This window comes from Asanoa iriomotensis, from assembly GCF_016862515.1.
In the GTDB taxonomy this organism is placed as follows: domain Bacteria; phylum Actinomycetota; class Actinomycetes; order Mycobacteriales; family Micromonosporaceae; genus Asanoa; species Asanoa iriomotensis.
In genome coordinates this window covers 14603-30229 of record NZ_BONC01000017.1, presented here as the reverse complement: position 1 = coordinate 30229, position 15627 = coordinate 14603, and the positions used below count along the sequence as shown (strand labels likewise).

Sequence of the window (15627 nt, the reverse complement as noted above, 5' to 3'; positions counted from 1 at the left end):
GTCAGCAGATCCGGGGTAGCTGCTCGCCGATCGGCAGGCTGATCACCCGGTTGCCGCCCAGCGCGGTGCGCGCGACGACCGTGCCGGGATGCTCGGCCACGCACGCGCCGATCACCCGGGCGCCCGCGCCGAACGGGTGCGCGCGCATCGCCGCCAGCACCGGGTCCGCCGACGCCGGGTCGACCACCGCCACCAGCTTGCCCTCGTTGGCCACCTGCAACGGGTCGAGCCCGAGCAGGCTGCACGCGTCCCGCACCGCGTCGGGCACCGGCAGGTCCCGCTCCACGAGCGACACACCGACCTGCGAGGCCCGGGCGATCTCGTTGAGCGAGGCCGCCACGCCGCCGCGGGTCGGGTCCCGCAGCACCCGCACGTCGCCGCCGGTGCGCAGCATCGCCGCGACCAGGCCGGCCAGCGGCGCGGTGTCGCTGAGCACGGACGTGCCGAACGTCAGCCCCTCGCGGCCGCTCATGACCGCGATCCCGTGCGCGCCGATGTCGCCGCTGACCAGCACCACGTCGCCCGGCCGGGCACGCCGCGGGCCGATCTCGACGCCCGGCGCGACCAGGCCGATGCCGGCGGTGTTGACGAACACCCCGTCGCCGCTGGCGCTGTCGACCACCTTGGTGTCGCCGGTGACCAGCTTGACGCCCGCGGCGGCCGCGGCCAGGCCCATCGCCTGCGCGATCCGGCCCAGCACGGCGAGCTCGGTGCCCTCCTGCAGGATGAACGCGGTCGACAGGAACAGCGGCGTCGCGCCCGACATGGCCAGGTCGTTGACGGTGCCGTTGACCGCGAGGTCGCCGATCGAGCCGCCGGGGAAGAACATCGGCTTGACCACGTACGAGTCGGTCGAGAACGCGAGCCGTGCCCCGCCGGCCTCGACCACCGCCGAGTCGCCGAGGTCGGCCGCGCCCGCGGCGCCGAAGGCCGGCAGGAACAGCTGCTCCACCAGCTCGGCCGACATCGCACCGCCACCGCCGTGCCCCATCACCACCGCCGGGGTGTCCCGCAGCGGCACCGGGCACGACCACGCGGAAAGGTCCACAGTGGTCACCCGCCGACCTCCACGAGATCGAGCCGCCGGTACGCGTAGTAGGCCGCGCACGCACCCTCGGAGGACACCATCGTGGCGCCCAGCGGGTTGCGCGGCGTGCACTCCTTGCCGAACGCGGCACACTCGTGCGGCTTGATGTGCCCCTGGAGCACCTCGCCCGCCCGGCACAGCGGCGACTCGTCGGTGCGGATCTCGCCGACCGCGAACCGCTCCTCGGCGTCGAACTCCCGGTAGCGCGCCGAGAGCCGCCAGCCGCTGGCCGGGATCGTGCCGATGCCCCGCCAGGTGCGGTCGGCGACCTCGAAGACGTCCTCGAGCATCGCCCGCGCCGGCACGTTGCCCTCGGCCGGCACCACCCGCGGGTAGGCGTTGGCCAGCTCGTGCCGCCCGGCTTCCAGCTGCACGACCGTCTGCCGGATGCCCTCCAGGATGTCGAGGGGCTCGAACCCCGTGACGACGATCGGCACGCGGTACTTCGCCGCGAGCGCCGGGTACTGTTCGGTGCCCATCACGCTGCAGACGTGCCCGGCCGCCAGAAACGCCTGCACGCGGCAGCTCGGCGACTCCATGATGGCCGCGATCGCCGGCGGCACGAGCACGTGCGAGACCAGCAGCGAGAAGTTGCGGATGCCCAGCCGCCGGGCCTGGTGCACGGTCATCGCGTTCGCCGGTGCCGTGGTCTCGAAGCCGATCCCGAAGAACACCACCTGCCGGTCGGGGTGCTGCCGGGCCAGCTCCAGCGCGTCGAGCGGCGAGTAGACCACCCGCACGTCCGCGCCTTCGCTCTTGACGGTGAACAGGTCGCGGCCGCTGCCCGGCACGCGCAGCATGTCGCCGAACGAGCAGAAGATGACGTCGGGTGCTGACGCGATGGCCAGCGCCTTGTCGATGGTCTCCAGCGGCGTCACGCAGACCGGGCAGCCCGGCCCGTGGATCAGCTCGATGCCCTCGGGCAGGAGCTGGTCGATGCCGTGCCGGATGATCGAGTGGGTCTGCCCGCCGCAGACCTCCATCATCGCCCAGGGCCGCGTGGTGGCCGCGTGGATCGCGTCGAGGAGCCGGCGCGCCAGCGCCGGGTCGCTGAACTCGTCGAGATACTTCATTTCGCCCCGAACTCCTCCTCGAGAATGCCCAGTTGTTCGAAGTTGGCGAGGGTCTGCTTCGCGGAGTCCTCGTCGAGCCGCTGGATCGCGAAGCCGACGTGCACGACGACGTACTCGCCGACGGCCGCGTCCGGGACGTACTGCAGGCACACGTCCTTGCGTACGCCGCCGAAGTCGACGTCGGCCATCAACGTCCCGTCCCGTTCGGCGATGCTCATGACCTGTCCGGGTACTGCCAGACACACGGTGTGGTTCCCCTTCCTACGAAGCGGCGGCGATCAGCAACTGGCCAAGCGCGATGCCGCCGTCGTTCGGCGGCAGCAGGCTCGGGCGCAGCACGGTGAAGCCCCGGTCGGACAGCAGCCGGTCGGCCGCGTCGAGCAGGACCGCGTTCTGGAAAACCCCGCCACCAAGCGCAACGGTCCGCAGGCCGGTCCGGTCGCGGGCGCGGCCGGCCAGGTCCGCGACCAGCGCGGCGACGGTGGCGTGGAAGACCGCCGCGACCTCCGCGGCCGGCGCGCCGGCACGCACGTCGGCGACCACGGCCCGGACCAGCTCGGCCGGGTCGGCTACCAGCGGCCCGTCGGTGTCGTGCACGCCGATCGGGTACGCGCGACCGACCGGCCCGTGCGACCGGGCGAGCCCTTCCAGCACGATGGCGGCCTCGGCCTCGTAGTCGACCTCGTGCTTGACGCCGACCAGCGAGGCCACCGCGTCGAACAGCCGGCCCATGCTGGACGTCGGCACGCTGCCGAACGCCGTGTCGAGCTGGTGCGCCAGCACGTCCCGCTCGGCCTGCGGGCAGGCCGCCACCGCCGGCACGTCGTCGGCCCAGTCGATGCCGGCGTGCCGCAGGTGCGCGAGCGCCATCCGGTAGGGGCGCAGCACGCTCGCGTCCCCACCGGCCAGCGGCACGTAGCCGAGGTGTGCGAAGCGCTCCGCCGCCTTGTAGCCGCAGAGCAGCACCTCGCCGCCCCAGACCGCGCCGTCGGTGCCGTAGCCGGTGCCGTCGAAGGCGACGCCGATCACCTGCTCCCCGGCGCCGATGCCGTGCTCGCCCATGACGGCGGCGATGTGCGCGTGGTGGTGCTGGACCCGGTGCACCGGGCGGCCGGCGGCGCGCTCCAGCGCCCACCGCGTGCTCCGGTAGTCCGGGTGCGCGTCGGCGACCAGCCGCGCCGGGCGTACGCCGGTGAGGTCCTCGATCTGGTTCGCGACGGAGGTCAGCGCGTCGACGGTGCGCCGGTCGTCCATGTCGCCCACGTGCGGGCTGAGCCAGGCGTAGCGGCCCTCGGCGACCGCGCAGGCGTTCTTCAGGTCGGCACCGGCGGCCAGCGACGGCGGCACGTCGAACGGCAGGGCGACCGGCAGCGGCGCGTAGCCCCGGGACCGCCGCACCGGCAACGGCGCGCCGGCCACCGTGCGGGTGACCGAGTCGTCGCAGGGCACGTGGATCGGCCGGTCGTGGCGCAGCCAGGCGTCGGCCAGCCCGGCCAGCCGGCGCAGCGCGTCCGCGTCGTCGGTGACGATCGGCTCGCCGGCCACGTTGCCGGAGGTGAGCACCAGGGCGTCGGTCATCGGCGGGTCGCCGTCGAGGCCGAAGAGCAGCTCGTGCAGCGGCGTGTAGGGCAGCATCACGCCGAGGTCCGGGTTGCCGGGCGCCACCTCGTCGGCCAGCGCCTCACGTTTTGGCGCCAGCACGATCGGGCGTTGCGCGCCGGCGAGCAGGTGCTCCTCGTCGGCGGTGAGCACCGCGACCCGGCGGGCGGTGGCCAGGTCGGCGACCATCACCGCGAACGGCTTGCCGCCGCGGCGCTTGCGGCGGCGCAGCTCCGCGACGGCGTGGGGGTCGCGGGCGTCGCAGGCGAGGTGGTAGCCGCCGAGGCCCTTCACCGCGACGATCCGGCCCTGCGCCAGCAGCTCGCGGGCGGTGCGCAGGGCGGTCTCGCCGTGCACGGGCGGCCACGCGTGCCGGCCCGGGTCGCCGGTGACCAGCTCGATCCGGGGGCCGCAGTCGGGGCAGGCGATCGGCTGGGCGTGGAAGCGGCGGTCGGCCGGATCCTCGTACTCCTGGCGGCAGGCGTCGCACATCGGGAAGCCGGCCATCGTGGTGGTCTCCCGGTCGTACGGGAGCGCGGTGATGATGGTCAGCCGCGGGCCGCAGTTGACGCAGGTGATGAACGGGTGCCGGTGGCGGCGGTTCTCCGGGTCGCGCAGCTCGGCCCGGCAGTCGGCGCAGGTGGCCACGTCGGGCGAGGCCAGGGTGCGGGAGCGGCCGGCAGGGCCGGACTCCTCGATGGTGAAGCCGGTGCCGCCGACGGGGTCCATGGTGGACTCGGTGACGGTCTCGACCACGGCCAGCGGCGGGGGTTCGGTGCGCAGGCGACGGGCGAACGTGTCGAGCGCGTCCGGGGTGCCCTCGACCTCGATCGTGACACCGGTCGCGGTGTTGGAAACCTGGCCCGTCAGGGCCAGCGCGGTCGCGGTCGCGTACACGAACGGGCGGAAGCCCACGCCCTGCACGACGCCGGTCACCGCGTAGCGGCGGCGGACGCGCTGGTCCTCATCACGGCCCCGGCCCATCAGCTCCAGGCCTTCCAGGGCGCCGCGGGCGCGGTCCGCGTCGATCAGCTCGACCGCGAAGCCCATGTGGATGAGCACCCAGGCGCCCGGCGCCGGTTGGGCGTCCAGCATGCCGACGTTCACCCGGCGGGCGGCGCCCTCGACGTCGACCAGGGCGAGCTGGCCCTCGTACCCGGGCACGATCTCGACGACCTGTCCCGGGATGCCCAGGCACATTGTCAGGTCCCTCCGGTGGTGAGCTTGCCGAGCAGGACGTCGACGGCGGCGACCGCTTCGGGCACGGCGGCGGCGACGGCGGGGCTGAGGCCGAGATCCTCGTCCAGGTTGGTCGGGCGGCAACCGACCACATAGGTGCGTGGCAGGGTGCCGCCGAGGCGGTGCAGCGTGGCCAGCACGGTGGCCGGGTCCATGGCGTGCGCGTCGAGGCCGGCGCCGCCGGGCAGGTCGCCGGTGCTCACTTCGAGGACGGTGACGGTGCCCGGCGCGGCGTCGCCGGGCAGCGCGTCGACCAGGATCAGGGCTTCGACGCCGTCGACCAGGTCGTAGGCCAGGTGCAGGCCGCGGATGCCGTAGTCGACCACGCGGACGTGGTCGGGCAGGTCACCCCGCTCGACCAGCGCTTGGGCGACGGCCGGGCCGAACCCGTCGTCGCCCAGGAACACGTTGCCGATCCCCGCTATCAGAACGGTCACATCGAGCGGATCTTCAGGTACCGCCGGATGTCGGGTACGGACCGGACGGTCAGCACCAGGGCTGCCAGCGCCACCGCGGCACCGACGCCCGCCGTCACCATGCCGAGCCTTCTCATGACCGGCTCTCCTCTCTCTGGATGGGTTCCTCGTCACCGGCGGGTGAGATCTCGTCCGGCGCGAAGTAGAAGTAGCGGCCGTACCAGTCGTGCAGGTCGGCCGCGGGGTCGTCGACGAGCACCAGGGCCACGTGCGTGCCACCGTCCACGTCGGACAGCACGGCGGTGACCCGGGCGAGCTGGCCGGCGAAGAACAGGTCCTGCGCGTCGGCCCGGCGGCGCGGGTGTACCCGCACGATGCTGCCCTTGCCCACGCGGACGCCGTCCACGACGACCGAGTCGGTCTCGGGCGAGACGGCGGCATCCGCCGCGGGGTCCCACCACGGCATTCCCCCGGTCTCGAACGTCGGGGGTTCGACGTTGCGGAGGTCGCGCGGCGCCGGGTCCCGGAACACGCCGTGCAGGCGTTGCAGCTCTTCGGGGGTGAGCCCGTCGCACCGGTCGATGATGGCGGCGACCTGCGGGTCCGTGGCCCTGGCCTCGGCCTTCTCCGCCTCGGTCATCGTCATGATCCGCAGCACCAGGATCTCGTCGATCTCGGTCGCGTCGAACAGCGCGCCCGGGCTCTCCTCGGCCACCTCGGGGTGGTCGTAGAGGATGATCGGCGAGCCGAGCACGAGGTCGGTCGTGCCGGCCGGCCCGGCCAGCACCGGCCAGCAGCGGTGCTGGGCGCACCGGGCGGCGGCGCCGGCGGCGGCGTCCGGCGGGTCGATCACCGAGACGAAGCCGGCGCGGTTGGCTTTGAGCACGAGGTGCGCACCGAGCAGTGAGCTGCGTACGGCGTCGTCCTTCGTGGACACCGGGCCGTCGTACGCGTTCTCGACGGCAACGGTCAGCCTGGTCTGGCCGTCGTCGACCGCCGCGGCGAGCCGGACGTGGGCGCGGACGGGCCAGCGCCGCCGGACGACCCGCCCGACCTCGGTGCCGAGCTCGTCCAGCAGCGGCTCGACGTCGGCGCCGCCGGAGATCTCGACCCGCAGCTCGGCGTCCGGGCCGATCTCCTGCGCCGCGAAGACGGCCTCCCGCTCGACGGCCTCGTCCCAGGTGAGCACGGTCTGTCCGGCCGCGTGGAGCGCCTCGACGTCGACGAACGTCCCGTCGCCGACCCGGCGCTGCGCCTGCCGCACCTGGAGCTGCAGGAAGCGCAGGTGCACGTCGACCGTGCCGTCGTGGGCGTCGCCGGTCAGCAGGCACTGCATCGCCATCCCGGACTCCTCGCCCAGGCCGCGCTCGGCGGCGCCGGGCGGTCCGAGCACCCCGAACTGCCAGCGCGACCGGTTCTTCCCGGAGCTGGCGCGGTAGGGATAGAGCAGGTAGCCCTCGTAGAGCACCGCGTCGGCGACCGCACGGACGGCCTCGAGACTCATGCGACCACCTCGTCGGCGGGCAGCAGCGAACGAATGGTCTCTTCCCAGCTCACGTGGCCCTGCCGGGCGCGGAGGGCGGCGAGGGCGTCGAGCACCTCGCGGTCGAGGCGGAGCCAGCCGGTGCCGGGGAAGTACTGCTCGATCATGTCCCGCCAGACCGCGACCGGCAGGTCGTAGGCGGCGGTCCGGTCCCAGGGCACCGGCTCCACCGCGAAGCCGGTCCCGCCGGGCACGAACACGGTGCCGGAGAACAGGAACGAGAGCGGGACCGTGCCGTCGGTCAGGGCGTGCAGATAGCTGGTGCCGACCACGTCGAGGTCGTACGTGCACGGCAGCGCCAGGTCGACCTCGGTGCCGCCGGCGAAGCCCGGCACGGTGGTGTCGCAGCGCAGCCACGGGAACGGGCGCACGGTGTCGGTCCACCGCTCCCGCCCGCCGAACAGCCCGCGCAGCGCCTCGCCCTCGGCGGGGTCGTACCCGCGCCGCTGCGGCTCGACCCGCACCTGGCAGCGCAGCGTCATCGCGTGCACCCGGCGGCCGGCGTCGTCGTCGATCCGCAGCTTGGCGGTCAGCTGCGGGGTCACGGCGTGCGGCTCGGCGACGATGTCGCGGACGGCGAAGAGCAGGGTCATCCGTCGACGCTCCGCTCCTGCACCCGGGTGAAGAAGTCGGCCACCGCGGCCCGCGCCTCGGTGCCGCCGTCGAAGCCACGCCAGCCCTGGCGCAGCGTGCCGACGAGCTCGTAGCAGACGTCGATCGGCACGAGGTGGCACGAGCCGGAGTGGGCGGCACCGGGCGTCGTGCGGCGCACCAGCAGGGCCTCCACGTCGGGCCGCAGCGTGGCCAGCTCGGGGTGGGCGGCGAGCACGCCGGCCCAGGCGTCCAGCGGCAGCTCCGACTCGGTCGCGCCGGCCGGGCCGGGGTAGAACCCGACCAGCCGGTCCTGCACCGAGTTGTAGAAGAGGAAAACCAGCCCGACCGGGATGTCCAGGGCGTCGAACGCCGGGCCGTCGGCGGAGACGTTCGGAAAGCTCAGGTAGCGGTCCGGCACGGCCCGGTAGCGCTGGTCACCGTCGCCGGAGAACAGCAGGTAGCAGGCCCGGCATGTGCACATCAGCGCGCGACCCTCGAGGTGCACGACGTGGCCGTGCGCTCCGGGCACGGGCTGGGCGCACATCTCGCAGCGCTCCCCCGCGACCCGCGGTGCGGGCCGGTCCCGGCTGATCCGGCGCAGCGCGCCGAGCGGCTGGGTCACGGCGTCTCCGCGTGCGCCGGGCCGACCCGGCTGAACAGCGAGCCGACCGGGATGATCGGTCCGGCGGCCGGGTCGCCGGCGAGCACCTCGATGGTCACGACCTCGGGTGCGGCGTCGGCGACCGCGGACTCCACGGCCGCCTTCAAGGGTGCCGACGAGCAGCCGCTGGCGGTCAGGCGTACCCGGGCGATGCCCTCGGGTGTGATGTCGATGAGCGCGGCCTCGCCACCGGGGGCGGCCGCCGCCAGCGCCTTCGCCACGCGGGTCGACGCACTCTCCGGGTGCAGGCCGTGCACGAGCAGCAGGCTGGCGACCAGCTCGTCGCCGGCGAGGGCGTCGAGCACGTCGTCGCCGAGCGCGCCGCGCTCGTGCAGCAACTCCAGCAGGCGTTCCAGGCCGGCACCGTAGAGGTCGACGACCAGCCGGACGAGCTCCTCGGCCCGGTCCCGGGCCACCGCCCCGCCGGCCGCGCTCGCCGTGATCAGTGCCTCGATGCGGTCTCCGGCCGCGCGCCAGTCGGCGGCGGCCGGAGCCTTGGTGTCTACAGTGGTCACTCGATGCCGGCCGTCTGCGTCGGCGAGTGCAGCATCTCGAGCTTCTTGCCGTTGCCCAGGTACATGTGCACGCCACAGGGCAGGCAGGGGTCGAAGCTGCGGACCGTACGCATGATGTCGATGCCCTTGAAGTGCTCCCGGTCGTTCTCCTCGAAGATCGGCTGACCCTGCACCGCGTCCTCGTAGGGGCCGGGAGTGCCGAAGCTGTCCCGGGGGCTCGCGTTCCACGGGGTCGGCGGGTACGGGTGGTAGTTGGCGATCTTCCCGTCCCGGATCACCATGTGGTGCGAGAGCACACCGCGCACCGCCTCGGTGAAGCCGCAGCCGATGCTGTCCTTCGGCACGTCGAACTTCTCCCAGGTCTTGGTCCGCCCGGCGCGGATCTCGCCCAGCGCCTGCTCGGCGAAGTGCAGCGCACAGGCGGCCGCGTACGCCTGGAAGTAGGTGCGGGCCCGGTTGCGCTCCAGCGTGTTGCTCCACTGGGGAATGTGCCACTCCAGCTCGACCGGGCCCTTCAGCGCGGTCTTCGGGAGGTTGATCTTCACGCTGCGCCCGGTGGACTGCACGTAGCCGATGTCGACCAGGCCGGCCAGCGCGGTCGACCAGAGCCGGGCCAGCGGGCCGCCGCCGGTGTCCAGGGCCAGGTAGTCCTTGCCGTCGAACCAGCGCGGCGACATCACCCAGCTGTAGTTGCCGTCGAGGTCGCGCTTCTGCGGCTGCGGGTTGGTGTGCTGGTTCCAGGGGTGCCGCTTGTCGACCGGGTTGCCCAGCGGGTCCTCGGTCACGAACATCTCCTGGCCTTCCCAGTCCTGGTAGTAGGACGAGCCGAGCAGGATGCGGATGCCGAGGTTGATCCGGACGAGGTCGGTGGTGACCAGCTTGCCGTCGACGACGATGCCGGGGGTCACGTACATCTTGCGACCCCAGTCGGTCATGTCCTTGTACTCGAAGTTGCAGTGCTCCGGGTCCTGGAACGAACCCCAGCAGCCGAGCATGATCCGCCGGTTGCCGACCATCTCGTAGCCGGGCAGCGCCTGGTAGAAGAAGTTGAAGAGGTCGTCGTGCATCGGCACGACCTTCTTCATGAACTCGACGTAGCGCATGAGCCGGCTCATGTAGTCGGTCATGAGCTGGACGGTCGCGACCGTGCCGACACCGCCGGGGTACAACGTGGACGGATGGACGTGGCGTCCTTCCATCAGGCAGAACATCTCGCGGGTCATCCGGCTGACCTGCAGCGCCTCGCGGTAGTGGTCGCCCGTGAACGGGTTGAGCGCGCGCATGATGTCGCCGATGGTGCGGTAGCCGTGCGCACCCGCGTTGGGCGCATCGGTGCGGTTGGCCTGCTCGAGCACGCCCGGGTTGGTCTCGGCGACCATCTTCTCGCAGTAGTCGACCCCGACCAGGTTCTCCTGGAAGATGTTGTGGTCGAACATGTACTCGGCGGCCTCACCGAGGTTGACGATCCACTCACCGATCGCCGGCGGCTTCACCTTGTACGCCATGTTCTGCGTGTAACAGGAGCAGGTCGCGTGGTTGTCGCCGCAGATGCCGCAGATCCGGCTGGTGATGAAGTGGGCGTCCCGCGGGTCCTTGCCGCGCATGAAGATCGAGTACCCGCGGAAGATCGAGCTGGTGCTGTGGCACTCCGCGACCACCCGCTGGTTGAAATCGATCTTGGTGTAGATACCCAGGCTACCCACGATGCGGGTGATCGGGTCCCACGCCATGTCCACAAGGGACTCGGTCCCCGCGCCGGAAGCGCGTTGCGGTTGCGTCACCGTCATCGGTTCGGCTGCCTCTCTCGTCGGGTCACCAGGTGCGCTTCGCGCCGGTGGTGAGTTCGCGGCCGCGCTTGCGCCACTTGGGCTCGCGGTCGAGCGTGTGGGTGGTGATGTTGCGCAGGCTGCGCATCGTCTTGCCGTACGCGGCGCCGGTGGTCGTGGAGAGCTTCGCGCCGGGCGGCTCGTCCATGAACGGCATGAACTTGTCGGGGAAGCCGGGCATGGTGCAGCCGATGCAGATGCCGCCGACGTTCGGGCAGCCGCCCAGGCCGTTCATCCAGCCGCGCTTGGGCACGTTGCACTTCACCGCCGGGCCCCAACAGCCGAGCTTGACGATGCACTCGGGCTGGCCGTACTCGGTCGCGAAGTCGCTCTGCTCGTAGTAGCCGGCGCGGTCACAGCCCTCGTGCACGGTCGCGCCGAACAGCCAGGTGGGCCGCAGCGCGTCGTCGAGCGGGATCATCGGCGCCTGACCGGTAGCCATGTAGAGCAGGTACGTCAGCGTCTCCGACATGTTGTCGGGCTGGATCGGGCAGCCGGGCACGTTGACGATCGGGATGCCGGCCTTGGACTTCCAGTCCCAGCCGAGGTAGTCGGCCACGCCCATCGCGCCGGTCGGGTTGCCGGCCATCGCGTGGATGCCGCCGTACGTCGCGCAGGTGCCGGTCGCCACGATCGCGGTCGCCTTCGGCGCGAGCCGGTCGAGCCAGCCGCTCATCGTGATCGGCTGGTCGGTCGCCGGGTTGTTGCCGAAGCCGGTCCAGTAGCCCTCGCTCTTGAGCTCCTCGTTGGCGATCGAGCCCTCGACGACGAGCACGAATGGGTCGAGCTCGCCGCGGTCGGCCTTGAAGAACCACTCGAGGAAGTCGTCGGCGCCGCCGTTCGGGCCGCACTCGAAGTCGATCAGTGGCCAGTGGACCGCGACCTTGGGCAGGCCCGGCAGCGCGCCGAGGGCGATCTCCTCGATGCTCGGCTGGGTCGCGGCGGTCAGCGACACCGAGTCGCCGTCGCAGCTGAGCCCGGCGTTGATCCAGAGAACGTGGATGAGGGTTTCCTCGGCCTTGATCGCTTCTTGCGTCGGCATGGTGTCCGCCTTTCCGAGCGCGTCCGGCGTCGCTGAACGTGCTTAGCTCGGTGCTCAGCGTAATATCGGACCTAGGCCGCAAGTAGGCGCAACGCTGACAATTGTCAACAAGGAGCGGCGTGCACGAGCTGTCGATCACGCAGAGCGTCGTGGACGAGGTCCTCTCGCGGGCGGGTTCACGTCGGGTGCACGCGGTCCGACTGCAGGTCGGAGCCCTGACGGCCGTCGTGCCCGCGTCTCTGGAGTTCTGCTTCGACCTCGTCGCCGCCGGCACCGTCGTCGAGGGCGCCCGCCTGGAGATCGACGTGACACCGGCCCGCGCGGCGTGTCGGGCCTGCGGCGTGTCGTTCGACCTGCCCGACCCCGTGTTGCTGTGCGCGTGCGGCAGCGCCGACGTCTCGGTGCTCGCCGGCCGCGAGTTGAAGATCGTCTCGATGGAGGTGGGTTGAGCGGTGTGCGGAACCTGCGGTTGCCCTGACGGTGACCACGCTCATGAGCATGTGTCTCTGGAACAGAACGTGCTCGCCAAGAACGACGCCATCGCCCGGGACAACCGGGCCTGGCTGCGCAAGCGGGACGCGATCGCGCTCAACCTGATGAGCTCGCCCGGCTCCGGCAAGACCACGCTGCTGGAGCGGACGCTGGTCGCGCTGGCCCGCGTGCGGCCGGCGGCGGTCATCGAGGGCGACCAGGCCACGTCGCTGGACGCGGAGCGGCTGCGCCGCACGGGCGCGCCCGCGGTGCAGGTCAACACCGGGGCCGGCTGCCACCTGGACGCGGCGCTGGTGCGCTCGGCACTGTCCAGGCTGGACCCGCCGGCGGGTGCGGTGGTGTTCGTGGAGAACGTCGGCAACCTGGTCTGCCCGGCCATGTTCGACCTGGGCGAGCAGCGCAAGGTGGTGGTCATCTCGGTGACCGAGGGCACGGACAAGCCGCTGAAGTACCCCTACATGTTCGCGGCGGCGGACCTGGTGCTGATCAACAAGATCGACCTGCTGCCGTACGTCGACTTCGACCTGGACCTGTGCGCCAAGCACGCCCGCGCGGTCAACCCGGACCTGACGCTGCTCACGGTCTCGGCGACAACCGGCGACGGGCTGCCGTCGTGGTACGAGTGGATCGCCGCGATCTGACGACCAGGACCGGTCGCGCTGGGACCGAGAGCTGATCGCGGAAGGCCTGCCGCTGGTGCGGCCCGAGCCGCGCGGCCCTACGCCATCCAGGCCGCGATCGATCCCTCTCCGGGTCAGGGCAGCTTGTCGGGGTTGACGATCGAGTGCAGCGCCCGGATCCGGCCGTCGGCGACGTCCATGCCCATCACCATGATCAGGCGGTCGTCGGCGTCGACCGTCACGAAGCCGGGCTGGCCGTTGACCTCGGCGATCTTCACCCGGAGGCCGCGCTCGGCGATCTTGCGGAAGCCGACCGCGATGGTCCGGGCGACCCGGTGGCGGCCGTCGACCGCCCGGCCCAGCGCCGGCACCCGGCCGCCGCCGTCGGCGTGCAGGGCGACGTCGTCGGCCAGCAGCGCCTCCAGCGCCGCGAGGTCGCCCCGGCTGGCGGCGGCGGTGAAGCGCTCGGCCAACTCCTGCCGCTGCTGCCGCGAGGCCGGGTAGCGCGGGCGGCGCTCCTTGACGTGGTGGCGCGCCTTGGCGACCAGGTGGCGGGTGGTGTCCACATCGGTGCCGACGATCTCGGCCACCTCCGGGTACGGGTAGTCGAAGACCTCGCGCAGCAGGAACGCGGCCCGTTGCCGGGGCGACAGGCTCTCCAGCAGCACGAGGAACGCCAGTGACAGTGAGTCGGCGGTCTCGGCCTGGTCGGCCGGCGACGGCTCGGACAGGACGGGTTCGGGCAGCCACTCACCGACGTACCTCTCGCGCCGGACCCTGGCCGACCGCAACTGGTCGATGGACAGCCGGGTGACCAGCGTCGCCACGAACGCGCGCGGCGAGGTGATCTCCTCCGTCTGGTGCATGCGCAGGAACGCCTCCTGCACGATGTCCTCGGCTTCGCTGACACTGCCCAGCATCCGGTACGCGATGGCGAAGGCGCGGGGGCGCAACTCGGCGTACACCTCGGACATCTAGCTCATTCCCTCAACGAAGCCGGTGCGCCAACTCGCGTACCTCGGTGCCCAGCCCAGCTCTTTCTTGATCTTCTCGCTGGAGATCCCGCGTGACCGGGTCATCATGTCGACGGCGCTCGCGCCCGCCAAGGGTCGCACGAGCCAGGCCGGCACGCGGCGGGGCGGCTTGGCACCGAGCGCCCGGGCCAGGGCCGGGAACAGCTCGCGTACGGGCGCCGGCTCGTCGTCGCCGACGTGGTAGATGCCCGGGCGGCCGCGCTCGATGATCGCGACGGTCGCGGTCGCGGCATCGTCGACGTGTACGACCGACCACACGCCCGTGCCGCCGCCGACGACCGGGACCCGGCGCTTGCGGATCAGCTTCGCGATCGTCGCGTCCGGGTCGGCGCTGAAGTCGGTGCCGGGTCCGTAGAAGCCGCCGTACCGGATCGCGATGCCGTCGGCCCAGTCGATGCCGGTCACGGCGTCCTCGAGGTGGCGCAGCGCGCCGACGAGCGGCTCGGCGCCTTTGGGCGGGTGCGGTTCGAGGAGGCCGCTCTCATCGGCGACCGGGCCGCCGGCGCGCCGCATCCAGGCGCCGTTGCTCTGCGCGACGAACCGGCGGACACCGGCGGCGCGGGCGGCGGCCAGCAGGTGGTCCGTGCCCTCGGTGCGGAGCCGGTTGGTCGCGGCGACCATGCGTTTCGCGTTGCGAAAGCTCGCGGGGCCGCCGAGCGCGGTGAGCTGGTGCACGACCACCTCAGGCTCGGCCCGGGCCACCGCGTCGGCGACGGAGTCGGGGTCGAGCGCATCCATGATCACCGGTTCGGCACCGAGCCGGCGCAGCGCGGCTGTCCGGTCGGGTTTGCGGGTCGTGCCGACCACCTCGTGGCCGCGGGCGACGAGCTGGGCGACGAGCGGGGTGCCGATCGCGCCGGCCGCACCGGCGACGAAGATCTTCATGACGTCTCCTTCCTCTCCAACAGGAGACGAGACGCCCCCGCCGGCTATGAACGGCGGTTACCCAGGTCACATTATGCCGCGTTCGCCCTGTTCGCGTTGGGCGTAGGCGCGGGCCCGCGCCGTTCGCCTACGGTCGGCGGGTGACCATTTCAACCGTTGGTTCGGTCGTCGGACGGCTCGTGGGGTGGCTGTCGGAGCTGATGCCCGACGATGATCGGCGGGACGCGCTGGTCGCGGAGCTGAGCGGCCGATTCGGCGGCTCCGGCGCGCCGGTCACGGCCGCGGACTGCGACGCGATCGCCCGAGCCGCGTGGCCGTTCTCGCGGCACGTGGCATTGATCTTCGAGCCGGACGGCACGTCGCCGGCGGACGTCGTGGCAGGTTCGTGGCCGCCGGTGGCACCTGAGGTGATCCGCGGCCGCGCGGCGTTCGTGTCGGGCGTGTCGCGGCTCGACTGCGGCACCGGGGTGGTGCGGATCGACGGGCTGGACCCGATCGGCCTCGCCCAGCCATATGTGGACGCGGCGTTCGGCTTGTTTCGCGGCGCGCGGCGGGTGGTGCTGGACCTGCGCCGGAACGGCGGCGGGGAGCCGGCAACGGTGGCGTGGATCGCCGGGTGGCTGCTCGGCGACCGGTCGGTCAAACTGTCCGATGTGGTCGACCGGGGATCGGTGCGGTCGTGGTGGACGCCTGAGCGGCCGCGCGGCACGGCGCTGCTCCAGGACGCGTACGTGCTGGTCGGTCCCGGCACGTTCTCGTCGGGCGAGGCACTCGCCTACCACCTCCAGGCCCACGCACGGGTGACGGTGGTCGGCTCGACCACCCCCGGCGCCGCGGACCACGTCCTGCCGATCCGGCTCGCACCAACGGTGTTGGCCCATGTGCCGCACGCCCATGTGGTGGACGCGGTGACCGGCGCGAACTGGGAGGGCACGGGGGTGGTGCCGGACGTGGCGTGCCCGCCCGGACAGGCACTCGACACCGCGCTGGCGTTGGCGTGA

The 15627-nt window shown here is 72.3% G+C and carries 17 protein-coding genes; 3 read left to right on the top strand and 14 right to left on the bottom strand.

The annotated features are described in order from the left end of the window. Window position 1: 1 nt before the first annotated feature. The 12 genes from hypE to Air01nite_RS14175 are packed head-to-tail and all read right to left on the bottom strand — an operon-like array spanning window position 2 to window position 11595. Window positions 2-1057 carry a hydrogenase expression/formation protein HypE gene (gene hypE, locus Air01nite_RS14225; RefSeq protein WP_239090711.1) on the bottom strand — a complete coding sequence of 352 codons (1056 nt, stop codon included), beginning with the start codon at window positions 1055-1057 and terminating at the stop codon, window positions 2-4. After that, entirely contained in the window at window positions 1054-2160 is a 1107-nt protein-coding gene (hypD, locus tag Air01nite_RS14220) for a hydrogenase formation protein HypD (protein WP_203702665.1), read from the bottom strand. Before hypD ends, hypE begins: the two co-directional genes overlap by 4 nt. Beyond that, window positions 2157-2405 (bottom strand): HypC/HybG/HupF family hydrogenase formation chaperone, encoded by a 249-nt coding sequence (locus Air01nite_RS14215; RefSeq protein ID WP_203702664.1) that lies wholly within the window; start codon window positions 2403-2405, stop codon window positions 2157-2159. Before Air01nite_RS14215 ends, hypD begins: the two co-directional genes overlap by 4 nt. A gap of 16 nt (window positions 2406-2421) precedes the next feature. Continuing rightward, window positions 2422-4959 carry a carbamoyltransferase HypF gene (gene hypF, locus Air01nite_RS14210; RefSeq protein WP_203702662.1) on the bottom strand — a complete coding sequence of 846 codons (2538 nt, stop codon included), beginning with the start codon at window positions 4957-4959 and terminating at the stop codon, window positions 2422-2424. 2 nt (window positions 4960-4961) lie between these two features. Continuing rightward, on the bottom strand, window positions 4962-5435 hold the full coding sequence (locus Air01nite_RS14205) for a hydrogenase maturation protease (RefSeq protein ID WP_203702661.1): 474 nt from the start codon (window positions 5433-5435) through the stop codon (window positions 4962-4964). Beyond that, the gene (locus tag Air01nite_RS41920) at window positions 5432-5551 is read right to left on the bottom strand and encodes a DUF6893 family small protein (protein WP_373310404.1); all 120 of its coding nucleotides are present in this window, start codon (window positions 5549-5551) and stop codon (window positions 5432-5434) included. Before Air01nite_RS41920 ends, Air01nite_RS14205 begins: the two co-directional genes overlap by 4 nt. Next, window positions 5548-6918: a hypothetical protein gene (locus Air01nite_RS14200; RefSeq protein WP_203702659.1), complete on the bottom strand. Its 1371-nt coding sequence runs from the start codon at window positions 6916-6918 to the stop codon at window positions 5548-5550. The genes Air01nite_RS41920 and Air01nite_RS14200 overlap by 4 nt, the downstream gene beginning before the upstream one ends. Further along, window positions 6915-7550, bottom strand: a complete 636-nt coding sequence (locus tag Air01nite_RS14195; protein WP_203702657.1) for a DUF6084 family protein — start codon at window positions 7548-7550, stop codon at window positions 6915-6917. The genes Air01nite_RS14200 and Air01nite_RS14195 overlap by 4 nt, the downstream gene beginning before the upstream one ends. Further along, complete coding sequence (locus Air01nite_RS14190) at window positions 7547-8173, bottom strand: DUF5947 family protein (RefSeq protein ID WP_203702656.1); 627 nt, start codon at window positions 8171-8173, stop codon at window positions 7547-7549. The genes Air01nite_RS14195 and Air01nite_RS14190 overlap by 4 nt, the downstream gene beginning before the upstream one ends. Continuing rightward, window positions 8170-8727, bottom strand: a complete 558-nt coding sequence (locus Air01nite_RS14185; protein ID WP_203702655.1) for a NifU-related iron-sulfur-binding protein — start codon at window positions 8725-8727, stop codon at window positions 8170-8172. The genes Air01nite_RS14190 and Air01nite_RS14185 overlap by 4 nt, the downstream gene beginning before the upstream one ends. Continuing rightward, complete coding sequence (locus tag Air01nite_RS14180) at window positions 8724-10514, bottom strand: nickel-dependent hydrogenase large subunit (protein WP_203702654.1); 1791 nt, start codon at window positions 10512-10514, stop codon at window positions 8724-8726. The genes Air01nite_RS14185 and Air01nite_RS14180 overlap by 4 nt, the downstream gene beginning before the upstream one ends. Before the next feature lie 25 nt (window positions 10515-10539). Beyond that, complete coding sequence (locus Air01nite_RS14175; RefSeq protein WP_203702653.1) at window positions 10540-11595, bottom strand: NADH-quinone oxidoreductase subunit B family protein; 1056 nt, start codon at window positions 11593-11595, stop codon at window positions 10540-10542. Window positions 11596-11714: 119 nt separating this feature from the next. Here Air01nite_RS14175 and Air01nite_RS14170 point away from each other — a divergent pair, with 119 nt between their 5' ends. Further along, the gene (locus Air01nite_RS14170; protein WP_203702652.1) at window positions 11715-12044 is read left to right on the top strand and encodes a hydrogenase maturation nickel metallochaperone HypA/HybF; all 330 of its coding nucleotides are present in this window, start codon (window positions 11715-11717) and stop codon (window positions 12042-12044) included. 51 nt (window positions 12045-12095) lie between these two features. Further along, window positions 12096-12728, top strand: a complete 633-nt coding sequence (gene hypB / locus Air01nite_RS14165) for a hydrogenase nickel incorporation protein HypB (RefSeq protein WP_239090709.1) — start codon at window positions 12096-12098, stop codon at window positions 12726-12728. 113 nt (window positions 12729-12841) lie between these two features. Here the strand turns inward: hypB and Air01nite_RS14160 are convergent, their stop codons facing one another. Together Air01nite_RS14160 and Air01nite_RS14155 are read right to left on the bottom strand one after the other, a co-directional pair. Beyond that, window positions 12842-13681, bottom strand: a complete 840-nt coding sequence (locus tag Air01nite_RS14160) for an RNA polymerase sigma-70 factor (RefSeq protein WP_203702648.1) — start codon at window positions 13679-13681, stop codon at window positions 12842-12844. Next, on the bottom strand, window positions 13682-14626 hold the full coding sequence (locus tag Air01nite_RS14155) for an NAD-dependent epimerase/dehydratase family protein (protein WP_203702646.1): 945 nt from the start codon (window positions 14624-14626) through the stop codon (window positions 13682-13684). 140 nt (window positions 14627-14766) lie between these two features. Here Air01nite_RS14155 and Air01nite_RS14150 point away from each other — a divergent pair, with 140 nt between their 5' ends. Then, on the top strand, window positions 14767-15627 hold the full coding sequence (locus tag Air01nite_RS14150; RefSeq protein ID WP_203702645.1) for a S41 family peptidase: 861 nt from the start codon (window positions 14767-14769) through the stop codon (window positions 15625-15627).